The following is a 12,321-nucleotide window of genomic DNA, read 5'->3' on the forward strand; positions in this document are numbered from 1 at the left end:
TTCCGTTAGATGTAGCCAATTCGACTGCTGGATTCCCTAGACTCTTACCGTTTTTCAACTCAGAACGGCGGGAATTAATTCCAGTGAGGTCAGGGATTTTTGTGTTGCGCCCTGTCTAGACTTAAGTCGCTTTTTTAGGCTCTGTTTCATCATAGGAACTCCCTGTTAGCGCCAGTGTCAACCCGCAACGGTCGTCTGATTGCGCCCTGTTCCCAGCTTCACCCTCCAGAAACCGAGTCTGGTCAGTGTGGGCAGATAAGGAGTCAATTCTGAGTCTGAATGACAGGACTTGCACCTGCATCAATCCGAGAGTTCAGCCTTTAGTGTCAGTAATCTGCTGACGGGCTGGGTTAGTTATGTACGGACTGATTACCGTGATTCACTAATCAACGAATCGCACTAGTAGTAATCTTGCAGTTTCTATCTCAGGCATGGTATCAGAGTAGAAAAATAAACACTACTTTAAACAAGCGTGTTTTTTTCCAAACATTAATATAATGCTCTTACTATGAGCATCTACCAATCTCTGAAAAAATCTTATACACCAGATCGTCGGCGTGAAAATGACTGGCGGTTATTTTTGCGTTTGGTGCCCTATGCCCGTCGTAACGGACGGCTACTGGCGCTGTCGATGTGCCTACTCGTACCGATCGCACTAGCTAATGCCGTACAACCTTTCTTGATTGGGCAAGTAATCTCTCTGATTCGTCATGAACCAAGCACTTACGAATTTTTCAGGAATCGTCCCTTCTCGCAAGGGCTGAATATCCTAGAGGGATTATTGGTAATTGCGATCGCCATCCAATTGATGTTGACAGGTTTTCAAGGTTATATAGTCCAAAAGCTAGGACAACAAATCACCGCAGCAATTCGCCAAGACTTATTTCAGCATGTAACATCTCTAGCAGTGCGCTTTTTTGACCGCACACCTGTAGGTAAATTAATTACCAGAATCACCAGCGATGTAGAAGTGTTAGGCGATGTCTTTTCGACTGGGGCGGTTGGCATTATATCCGATTTGTTTTTAATGCTGGTGACTTTGGGTTTAATGTTTTCCATCCAGTGGCAACTTTCTTGCTTGCTGGTATTGATGCTGTTACCGACTAGCTGGGTAATTGTTTACATTCAAAAACAGTACCGCAAAGCCAATTACAAAGGGCGAGAAGAACTTTCGACCCTGAATTCACAGCTACAAGAAAATGTGCTTGGTATTAACGTCGTACAGTTGTTCCGTAGAGAAAAATTTAATGCCGAATTGTTTCGTGCGACGAACAGCCACTACACTCAGCAAATGGATAAAACCATCTTTTATGATTCATTTGTTTCCGCAACCTTAGAATGGATTGGACTGATTGCGATCGCAGGTGTTTTGTGCGTGGGTGGTTGGTTGCTGTTTGAAAAAAACTTGACTTTCGGGACTTTATCGACATTTATATTGTATGCCCAGCGATTATTTGACCCTTTAAGGGCTTTTGCCGAAAAATTTACAGTAATTCAAGCTGGTTTCACTGCCATTGAACGCGTAGGGGATATATTAGACGAACCGATAGAAATTCGCGATCGCGCCAATGTTCGCTTCTCAATATTTGATGCGAAATTTGGCTACATAGACGAAATCCTAGCAAATCTAGAATCCCCAGACCTCACTTCCCCCCCAGAATTGGGAGAGATTCGTTTCGATCGCGTCTGGTTTGCTTACAAAAATGATGATTACGTAATTAAAGACTTAGATTTCACCATTCACCCTGGTGAAAAAGTGGCATTAGTCGGCCCCACTGGTGCAGGTAAAACTTCCATTATCCGTCTTTTGTGCCGCCTCTACGAACCCACCCAAGGACGCATTCTCATAGATGGCGTCGATATTCGGGAAGTACCACAAGCAGAACTGCGGCGCTACATGGCAGTAATTTTACAAGAAGGCTTTTTGTTTGCTGGCGATGTTAAAAGCAACATTTCTTTAGGAGATGGCTACACCATTGAACAGATTCAACAAGCAGCCGAAGAAACCAACATTGCCCAGTTTATAGAAGAATTACCCCAAGGTTATGATACTCAACTTCGAGAACGGGGCACAAATATTTCTAGTGGTCAAAAGCAACTTTTAGCCTTTGCGCGGGCTGCCATTCGCAATCCGCAAATTTTGGTACTAGATGAGGCTACCGCTAGTTTAGATGTTGGTACAGAAGCTTCAGTTCAAGAGGCATTAAACCAGCTTTTGCTCAGACGTACCGCCATTATTATCGCTCACCGCTTGTCTACGATTCGTAATGTAGACCGGATTTTTGTTCTCAAGCGTGGCGAATTAATCGAACAGGGAAGTCACGAGCAACTACTGCAACAAGGAGGGCTTTATGCCACTTTACATAACTTGCAGATGTTGGGAAGTTAGTATATTTTATAATCCCAAGGTGGAAAATAGCGATCGCTACATTCGCCGCAGGCATTGCCTAAAATGATGCTGTTCTTGAAAGTGCGTTTGAAAAAAGAATGCGACAAATAGACCATTTGTAGAGACGCGATTCATCGCGTCTTTACCCAAGGATGTGTTGCAATCATTAATTGAATTGGTATAAATTTCTCAATAATTTATTTCGGTTAAGGGCAAAGAGGAAAGCAAAAACCTTTAACCCTTAACCTTTTCACTTTTCCCAAAACCTGATTCCGAATTAAAAATGCCTAACCGAGAAGTTATTGATACCCATCTGACCTACCACTTTTGGCGCATCAACCTGCAAACTCATCTGCTCACAACGCACAGTTAACCAAGGCTGACCTAAACCTATTCCAGAAAAAGGACTTTCAGCGGGGATTTCTAACTTAGAACCAATCAAACCCAACACAGACTCAAATTCAGCTGGGAATATCAGCAAATCAGCACCCTTGGCGCTGAAAGCAGAAGCACTTAACCACTGTCTCCATGCCAAGCTTTGTTGATTATAGTTAAGACTACACAATCTCTGATTTCCCTGATGCACACTAACATACTTTCCTTGTTCCCAGGTAAACTTAGCTAGTTCCTTTGGTAGTGCCCAAATTTCTCGACCGCCAGCCATCGAATCAGCATTATCTACATAAATATGGGAAACCCAAGCGCCGATTTTCCTCTGGTAATTAATCAAAGCTGGGACAACAATTAACTCACTATACTCCAGTACCGAGCCTGACCCGTAATTAGATAAATACACGCTAGCGAGGGTTTTACCAGGCCATACAGAAATAATTTCTAACTCTAAGGGAATCAAAGGGCGCACTTGGTCAATATTTACCAAATGCAGAGTTTGGATAGCATAGCCTTGAAGTGTCCAAGGTGCTTGTGGATATGGCATAAGAGATTAACCGGACTTTATATACCTAATTCCTAACCCCTAACTCCTAAAAAAAAATCCCCACTCAGGCATTTGCCTGAGTGGGTAATATGAGGTCGAACAAAACAATCTTCCCAAAAGAAGTAGGGGAATTATTTGCTCTCTGTAAAATCAGCGTCAATCACATCGTCGCCGTTACTAGAACTAGAGGAACTACTATCTTGAGGTTCACCACCAGATGTAGCACCAGCACCCGCACCGGCACTAGCACTAGCACCAGCTTGTTGATAGATGTTGCTACCAACAGCGAATAACGCTTGTTGCAATTCTGGGGTGAGCTTCTTGATTTGCTCATCGTCTTCTTTAGCAACTGCTTCCCGCACTTCTTTCACTAAACCTTCGACTTTAGTCTTGTCAGCATCGGGAACTTTATCGCCCAATTCTTGTAACTGCTTTTCAGCTTGGTATGCCAAAGAATCAGCTTGGTTCTTGCGTTCAATCTTTTCACGCCGCTCTTTATCAGATGAAGCGTTCTGTTCAGCTTCTCTTACCATCCGGTCAACGTCATTTTTATCCAGGGTGGAAGCGCCGGTTATGCTGATGGACTGTTCTTTACCAGTACCTTTGTCCTTAGCTGTGACGTTAAGGATACCGTTAGCGTCAATGTCGAAGACCACTTCGATTTGAGGAACGCCGCGTGGTGCAGGAGGAATACCATCGAGGCGGAAGGTTCCCAAGCTCTTGTTATCGTTAGAGAATTCGCGTTCACCTTGGAGAACGTGAATTTCTACGTTAGTTTGTCCATCCACAGCAGTGGAGAAGACTTCCGATTTCTTGGTAGGAATTGTGGTGTTGCGGGGGATAATTTTGGTCATCACGCCGCCCAATGTTTCCACACCCAAAGATAGAGGTGTCACGTCTAACAGCAAGATGCCAGTTACATCGCCAGCCAGTACGCCGGCTTGAATCGCTGCACCAACTGCTACGACTTCATCAGGGTTAACGCTTTGGTTGGGGTCTTTACCCAATACCTGCTTCACAATCTGGTGAACTGCGGGAATCCGCGTAGAACCACCAACTAATACCACTTCATCAATATCGCCTTTGGTTAACTTAGCATCTCGGAGGGCGTTTTCCACAGGAATACGGCAACGGTCGATTAAGTCAGAGCAAAGTTCTTCAAACTGAGCGCGAGTCAGGGTTGTATCCAGGTGCTTGGGCCCGTCCTGGGTAGCGGTGATAAATGGTAGGTTAATTTCTGCTTGGGTAACGCTAGAAAGCTCAATTTTGGCTTTTTCTGCGGCTTCAGTCAGACGTTGTAAAGCTTGTTTGTCTTTCCGCAGGTCAATACCTTCGGCTTTCCTGAACTTCTCAGCTAAGAAGTCAACTATTTTTTTGTCAAAGTCGTCACCACCAAGGTGGGTATCACCAGATGTGGCTAATACTTCAAAAACTCCGTCTCCTACTTCCAGCACGGATACGTCGAAAGTACCACCACCAAGGTCAAATACTAGGATGGTTTCGTTACTCTTCTTGTCAAATCCATAAGCCAGAGAAGCAGCGGTAGGCTCGTTGATAATCCGCAGAACTTCAATCCCGGCAATTTTCCCAGCGTCTTTTGTTGCTTGTCGCTGGGAATCGTTGAAGTATGCGGGAACAGTGATTACAGCTTGGGTTACAGTTTCACCCAAGTATTTGCTGGCATCTTCAACTAGTTTGCGAAGAACTTTTGCAGAAATTTCTTCAGGAGCAAACGGTTTACCAGCGATTGGACAATCTAATTTGACATTGCCGTTGCTGCTGAGAACTTTGTAAGAAACTTCCGTAGCTTCATTACTAACTTCATCGTAGCGGCGACCGATAAAGCGTTTGACTGAGTAAAACGTATTTTCGGGGTTCATCACCGCTTGGCGTTTGGCGATTTGGCCAACCAAGTTGTCGCCATTTTTCGCAAATGCGACTACTGATGGCGTTGTCCGAAAACCTTCAGCATTAGCAATTACTGTGGGTTTACCACCTTCCATCACTGCCACGCAGGAGTTCGTTGTTCCTAAGTCAATTCCAACTACTTTTGCCATTTTAGGTGCTGGCTCCGTATAACTACAAATGAATGAATGAGAATATAAAGCACTAAATTTTGAACCAACAGGGTCAATAAATCAGCCAGTTCAGCATGAATACCTTTGATTTGGCTTTCCTGGGGTTAAAACTCCAGACTATGCTGATATATATACTGAAGCTTACTGGTAGCCAGTCCATGAAGGGTGGTTTCCCGAACCTTGCTTGGGACGGTTAAACTAACTAAATTGTGTTTTTAGTTGGTTCATGGATTAATTTGTCTTCACTCTGTCTAATGTAGAAGAATTAATACTTTCAGTAATTAGGGTGAACCGTAACGTCCGAGTGGTGTTTGCCGTCTTTTAAGGCAATAAACTACAGAAGCAGTGAGGATTGGGCATGGGGCATAGGGTATGGGGAGAGAATAATAGCTCAGTACTCAGTACTCAAAACTCAAAACTCAGCACTCAACATTCAGCACTCAGCAGTTACTAAATCCCAGAAAAAAGAGTTTCCCAGTCAATTACAGGTGGTCTTTGTCCTTGGTTGACTATTTCAAAAATTTTCCTAGAACTACTTGGTTGAAAAAGGCATTCTACACAAGCGTTTGCGACATCAATCCGGCTAGCATCACCCGAAAGTGTATCCCCAGTGCCTATGACCACACCGTATTTACCCCCAGTTTTTGCCTTAAGAAGAGTGTTGAGGTCGTATGAGGTATAGGGGCCGTCAATGAGGCGTCCTGGGCGGATAATGGTGTAGGGCAATCCTGAATTAATAATGGACTCTTCGCCTTTTTGTTTGGCATCCAACACGCCAAAACTATTAAGAATACTAAAAGGAAACTGGTTTTTACGAAGAATTCCACAAGAAGAGACGAAAACGAATCGCTTCAAATTCTGGGGTGCTGCTGCTACTAGATTGCTGGCACCTTCAGCATCGATTTTTGCCGGACTATTCTTTGCTTTTGCTTCACTAGATTTGGGATTAAGGAAAATAATTCCCCATTCAATCAAGTTCGGGGGTTGGTCAAACTCCCATCGCGCAGAGGGAAAGGCAGTAGTTCCAGTACAATTTATGATGTGGGTAACACCTGGCATTGCAGCTGGCAGTGTAGCTGGCTGGCGGATATCGCCAACGACAATTTCCACTTTTTGGTTAAACATCTCTTCAGCTTTTGCAGCATTGCGTGTCAGAACGCGAACTTTTAAACCCTTTTCGAGTAACTTGCCTACCACTAATTGCCCGACTCCACCTGTAGCACCAGCAACTAGTACCAAATCTTTAGCTGAATCAAAAGAAGTCATAAAGTGCCCTTGAGATAGTCTATTGCTAATCTACCTAAAAAATACGATGTCTACGACAAGCCGTGACGCTCGATAGCGCAGCGTCTCGTAGAAAGCATTAGAAAAGAATTATGAACTTCCTCGCTGGGAAAAAAATGAATCAAAATCCTGTAGCTGCTTCCTTGGAGTTGAATGCTTCTCGCCAGTTTACTCCGTGGCTGTTCGAGCAAAATCTGAGTCTGGCCTTTACCACCTATCAAGCAGGTAAATTATTTTTCATCGGCTTACAATCTAGCGGCCAACTATCTGTATTTGAGCGCACCTTTGAGCGTTGCATGGGTTTGTATGCCCAAGATAGTAGCTTATATATGAGTTCGCTATATCAACTGTGGCGCTTTGAAAACATCTTACAACCAGGACAAGTTCACAACAACTATGATGCTGTCTATTTGCCCCAAGTGAGTTATGTGACTGGAGACTTAGACATCCATGATATCGCCCTGAGTAATTTTCAAGCAAATAATGACTTACAGCATCTAACATTTGTCAATACCCTATTTAGCTGTTTAGCCAAAGTTAGTCAAACCCATAGTTTCATTCCCCTCTGGCAACCGCCGTTTATTAGTAAATTGGCCGCAGAAGACAGGTGTCATCTCAACGGGTTAGCAATACGAGATGGTCAACCTAGATATGTTACTGCTGTGAGTCAGTCGGATATGGCAGAAGGATGGCGGGACAGGCGAGCTGATGGTGGTTGCGTCATTGATGTGGAAAGTAACGAGATACTCATCAGAGGACTTTCCATGCCCCATTCCCCTCGGTGGTATAAAGATAAGCTGTGGTTACTTAACTCTGGCACAGGAGATTTTGGCTACCTAGACTTGAAACGGGGCAGCTTTGAACCTGTGGCATTTTGTCCAGGATATATGCGCGGTTGTGCATTTCATGGCGACTTTGCGATCGTTGGAGTTTCCCAGCCCAGGCATAACAAGACTTTTAGTGGATTGCCTCTAGACGAAAAATTATTTCAAAAAAATGCTGAACCTCGCTGTGGGCTACTGGTGATTGACCTGAAAAGCGGTGATATTGTGCATTCCCTGCGAATGGAGGGAGTGGTACTGGAATTATACGACGTGGTGGCGCTACCAGGGGTGCGTCGTCCAATGGCGATCGGCTTTAAGAGTGATGAAATTCGGCGGATGGTGACGATGGGATGTTCGATGACTTGATTATCGGGGCAAGTAATGCCTCCCCCAACGCTCAGATTCTTGCAGGGGAAAGCTATGTAGTGTTTGGCTTTCCGACTGCCGCTACCACTAACGAAGATATCGCCATTAACATCCTTGCTAGCAATCTTCTGCGTAGATATACAGTTATCGATGGCGATACTTTAACTATTAGCGATTTCACCAACCCTACTAATGGCACACTGGCACTTAACGACTACAACACTCCAGACAATCTCGGCGACGACTTTTTCATCTACACCCCCAATGCCAACTTCAACGGCAGTGACAGTTTCACTTTCACTGTCAGCGATCGCAATGGCGGTACCATTACTAGTACTTTCAATCTCAATGTCAAACCCGTCAACGATACACCTGTGGCAGCCAATGATACTATCTCCGGTGGCAATGGCAATGATACTTTTGTCTTCCGCCTTGGCGATGGTGATGACACTATCGCCGATTTTGCTGGAACTGGTATTGGCTCAAATCCATCAGCAACAGCGATTAGCCAACTCTCACGGCATCAGATTTTGTGTTGCAAGTATAGTTTGCCCAAAACGGAGTTCCAAAAAGAACCAGATTAAAGATTTGGCTAATGGCTGTTGATTCTGTAGCTTTCAGGCTGATAAGTGGGAATTTTAGGAAAAGGGCAAACTCCCGAAAACTGAATTAGCACAGCAGTCAGCACTTGAGGTTTTGAGCAAGGAATGAAAATTAGTCAAAAATTAATTTTGGGTACTCTAGGAATGGCTACTCTCTCAGGAATTATTGGTACGATTAGTGCTAATCAACAATTGAATATAGCTAAGTATCTTGCTCAACAAGAGGCCGAAGAAGTTGCTGGACTACTGGGATATTTTCTCAGTCATGAGCTTGAAAACCACAAAATGCGATCGCAAGATCGGATGTTAGGTCATTTACAGGAGCATGTTCGATCGCTACACAAGCAACGTCAGCGCGATTTGGAGATTGTAGACCGTAATAAAATCATTTTGGCAGATGTAGTTACGGAAGATATCGGTACGCGATTAGATCGCGATCGCAATAATGAAGTTGGTAAAACTATTCACGATGGTGTACCAAGAACCTATATTGAGACCAGTCCTGAATACCCAAATGGAATTCAATTGATTGCTGTTGCTTTTAAAACTAGCAACGGTGAAACAATGGGTGCAGTAATTTTGGAGTATACACCACTTTATAAAGCAGCACTAGCAATAGCCCATAAAAATATTGTTGTCACGTCTGTCATCAGTTTGGGATGTGGTATCTTTGCATTAGTAGTAGGTTATCTGCTCTCCATAACCATCTCAAAACCGATTATAAAACTCCAGCAAGCTGTGATGAATCTGGCTGAAGGTAAGCTGGATACCAGAGTTAATATTCGCTCTGACGATGAGATTGGGGAGTTAGCTAGCTCGTTCAACAAAATGGCAGACGATCTCCAATATTCTAGAGATGAGTTGGTCAATACTAACGAACAATTACGAGACGAAATTAGCGAACGCCTACAGGCAGAAGCAGAACTTCAACAAGTTCTGAAAGACCTGAAAAAAACCCAAATGCAATTAATTCAATCGGAAAAAATGTCGAGTCTGGGTCAACTAGTAGCGGGAGTTGCCCATGAAATCAACAATCCAGTTAATTTTATCTACGGCAACCTGCAACACACTGATGATTACACTCAAAAGTTGCTGCTATTAATTAAGCTATATCAAAATTATTATCCTAACCCAGAGCCAGAAATAAAAAATGCTAACGCAGAAGCAGATATTGAGTACCTAACAGAAGATTTGCCTAAGATGTTAACCTCAATGAAAATGGGGGCTAAACGCATTCGGGAAATTGTTCTCAGTCTCCGAATTTTCTCTCGTTTGGATGAAGCTGAGTTTAAAACCGCCGATCTCCATGAAGGAATCGAAAGTAGTCTGTTAATTTTGCAACACCGTTTGAAATTACAAAATAATCGCCCTGAAATTAAAGTGGTTAAAGAATACGGTGAAATACCTCAAATTCAGTGTTTTGCAGGGCAACTGAATCAGGTATTTATGAACCTCTTGGCAAATGCAATTGATGCTTTAGAAGATTGTTTCCAAAAAGAAATTTGTCCAAATCCCTTGATTCGCATTTCTTCTGAACAGGTAAATGAAAATGTAATTATTCGGATTGCTGATAATGGAGTAGGAATTCCAGAAGAAATCCAGTCGCGTTTATTTGACCCTTTTTTCACCACGAAAGCAGTTGGGAAGGGGACTGGCATGGGCTTATCGATTAGCTACCAGATAATTACTGGCAAGCATGGTGGATCTTTGCAATGTATTTCATCACCGGGACAAGGTGCAGAGTTTATAATTACAATCCCAATTCGAGTCGGGAAACCAGCACAATTATCAGTCGGCGATCGCAATACCCATCGGTAAAAGTCAGTGCCAATGTTTTGCAGCCCCTAAGTGCGACGCCGAATAGCCCGCACAACTCTTGGAGACGCTGCGCGTAGCTTGCTTCCCCGGAGGGGTACGACAAGCTCAGTGGCCATCGTAGACATCGCAGTTAGAGGGGAATTGCCCCTGAATTGTTCGGTTCTACCACTGTCACCAGTATCCAAATAGCTATAACCTCTTAGATAGTAGTGAAATGTCTAACCTAGACGCTGTTAGTCGCTCTTGAATTAAGGGGTGAAAGCCTGTGTACCAATGGATATTGCCAAGCCTGAGCGAAATCTTGGCTGAAAATCAATCAAGTGTGGCAGAATGTTCACCTGCTAAAGCAGAGCAGCAGTGGCGTATCAGCCTCGCAGCGACAGAACATTTGCTATTAAATACTTTAGCAGACCCTTCAGTTGACACAACCCAAGGATTAGTTTTAGCTGCACCAGCACCGTTATTTAGTCAACCAAAATTGACTCAAAGTTTACAAACAGTAACTTTTACAGCAAAACCATTTAACCCTTTGGCGCTGATGCCATTTCAGATGCCAGGTGCGATACCTGCGGCAGACTACGCCAACGCTTCTGTAAATGAAGACATTGCTCCCCATGATTCGGTACTTCCTTTACTACCTGCCGATCCTCTGGGTGCAGAACAGTTTTGCTTAGTTTTTACAGATAAATTTAGATTAGTGCTAGTTTTAGCAACCCACAAAAACGGTAAAAAAACCTTTTCATTTTCTTTTGAGCCAGAGATAGTGCAGCAGGCTTGGCGATCGCTAGGGGCACGGGTAATGCTGGCTAATCCAGAATTTTTCGCCCGGTTGGATGCATTAGTAGAACAGTATTCTCCGGTAGCACCAGACTACCGCATGATGATTCACTTTAGTCAGTTATTGCTTCAGGAATTAACAGAACCAGAAGAGACTAGAGAATCTTTACTAGGGACTGGGGAAGAAGTAGGGGAGCAGGGGAGCAGGGTAGCAGGGGAGCAGGGGAGAAGAGTTTTCTCCAATCCTGAATGCCCACTTGCACTGAGAGAAGCCGAAGGGATGCCCAATGTCCATTACCCCTTATCCCCAGAGGGGGCCACACCTTCTCCAAATCCTGATGTAGAATTGCTCCAAGCCTTTGCTCACGAAGTCCGCACACCTTTAACAACTATTCGCACCATGACTCGTCTGCTGTTAAAGCGGCGAGACCTAGATGCTAGCGCGATCAATCGCTTAAAAATTATCGATCATGAGTGTACAGAGCAAATTGACCGTATGGAATTGCTGTTTAAGGCCGCAGAACTAGAAACTACTGCCTCAGCAAAATCGTCAAAAACTCAACTCACACCGATGTCTTTAGATCGAGTGTTGCAGCAGAGCATTCCCCGTTGGGAACAAGCAGCCCATCGGCGGAACTTAACTTTAAATGTTATTTTACCCCAGCAATTACCGACAGTGGTAAGCAATCCCACCATGTTGGATCAGGTTCTCACTGGTTTGATGGAAAATTTTACTCGCAGCTTACCTGCTGGCAGCCATATTCAAGTACAAGTTATCCCCGCTGGAGATCAACTGAAGTTACAATTATCGCCGCAATTCCGGTGCAAAGATTCAAATAAAGCCGCCATACCTGCAACGCCACCAATTCGCAAAGCTCTAGGTCAACTGCTGATGTTCCAACCAGAAACAGGTACGATTAGTTTGAATATCGCTGCAACAAAGCATTTGTTTCAGGCGATCGGTGGCAAACTAATTGTGCGCCAGCGTCCACACTATGGGGAAGTGATGACGATTTTCCTGCCTTTAGAAGTTAGCAATAAACAGAAACCGACAGTCAGAAATTAGAGATATAGCAATCCTAAATGAGATTGTCAAAATTTTTGTTATGGTCGTCCTTTGTCATTTGTTACCAAGAAGGGTATGGGGTGTGGGGTGTAGATAATGAACGCTCTCCCAGACCCAACGGGTACAAGCCCCTGTTTTTAAATATGGAAAAAAGAAACAGGACTTACGCAACTGTCACAA

General features: G+C 43.9%; 8 protein-coding genes. 5 read left to right on the forward strand and 3 right to left on the reverse strand.

All coding sequences use genetic code 11. The features are described from left to right. Window positions 1-508: 508 nt before the first annotated feature. Window positions 509-2,389 (forward strand): ABC transporter ATP-binding protein, encoded by a 1,881-nt coding sequence (locus V7K84_RS01800; RefSeq protein ID WP_334835797.1) that lies wholly within the window; start codon window positions 509-511, stop codon window positions 2,387-2,389. Between the two features lie 277 nt (window positions 2,390-2,666). On the opposite strand, the gene V7K84_RS01805 is transcribed toward V7K84_RS01800, so the two are convergent. The 3 genes from V7K84_RS01805 to V7K84_RS01815 all read right to left on the reverse strand — a co-directional run bounded on the left by V7K84_RS01805 (window position 2,667) and on the right by V7K84_RS01815 (window position 6,670). Beyond that, window positions 2,667-3,326 carry an acetoacetate decarboxylase family protein gene (locus V7K84_RS01805; protein WP_334835799.1) on the reverse strand — a complete coding sequence of 220 codons (660 nt, stop codon included), beginning with the start codon at window positions 3,324-3,326 and terminating at the stop codon, window positions 2,667-2,669. Window positions 3,327-3,457: 131 nt separating this feature from the next. Next, window positions 3,458-5,383, reverse strand: coding sequence for a molecular chaperone DnaK (gene dnaK / locus V7K84_RS01810; protein ID WP_334835801.1), 1,926 nt, complete (start codon window positions 5,381-5,383; stop codon window positions 3,458-3,460). Between the two features lie 471 nt (window positions 5,384-5,854). After that, the gene (locus V7K84_RS01815) at window positions 5,855-6,670 is read right to left on the reverse strand and encodes an SDR family oxidoreductase (RefSeq protein WP_334835803.1); all 816 of its coding nucleotides are present in this window, start codon (window positions 6,668-6,670) and stop codon (window positions 5,855-5,857) included. A gap of 110 nt (window positions 6,671-6,780) precedes the next feature. On the opposite strand from V7K84_RS01815, the gene V7K84_RS01820 reads away from it, so the two are divergent. The 4 genes from V7K84_RS01820 (at window position 6,781) to V7K84_RS01835 (ending at window position 12,141) form a co-directional block, all read left to right on the forward strand. Beyond that, on the forward strand, window positions 6,781-7,878 hold the full coding sequence (locus V7K84_RS01820) for a TIGR03032 family protein (protein ID WP_334835805.1): 1,098 nt from the start codon (window positions 6,781-6,783) through the stop codon (window positions 7,876-7,878). Further along, the gene (locus tag V7K84_RS01825) at window positions 7,863-8,462 is read left to right on the forward strand and encodes a cadherin-like domain-containing protein (RefSeq protein WP_334835807.1); all 600 of its coding nucleotides are present in this window, start codon (window positions 7,863-7,865) and stop codon (window positions 8,460-8,462) included. Before V7K84_RS01820 ends, V7K84_RS01825 begins: the two co-directional genes overlap by 16 nt. A gap of 123 nt (window positions 8,463-8,585) precedes the next feature. Then, the gene (locus tag V7K84_RS01830; protein ID WP_334835809.1) at window positions 8,586-10,298 is read left to right on the forward strand and encodes an ATP-binding protein; all 1,713 of its coding nucleotides are present in this window, start codon (window positions 8,586-8,588) and stop codon (window positions 10,296-10,298) included. Window positions 10,299-10,563: 265 nt separating this feature from the next. Beyond that, window positions 10,564-12,141 carry a sensor histidine kinase gene (locus V7K84_RS01835; protein WP_334835812.1) on the forward strand — a complete coding sequence of 526 codons (1,578 nt, stop codon included), beginning with the start codon at window positions 10,564-10,566 and terminating at the stop codon, window positions 12,139-12,141. Window positions 12,142-12,321 lie beyond the last annotated feature (180 nt).

Origin of the sequence: Nostoc sp., assembly GCF_036917315.1 — a bacterium.
Lineage (GTDB): Bacteria > Cyanobacteriota > Cyanobacteriia > Cyanobacteriales > Nostocaceae > Nostoc.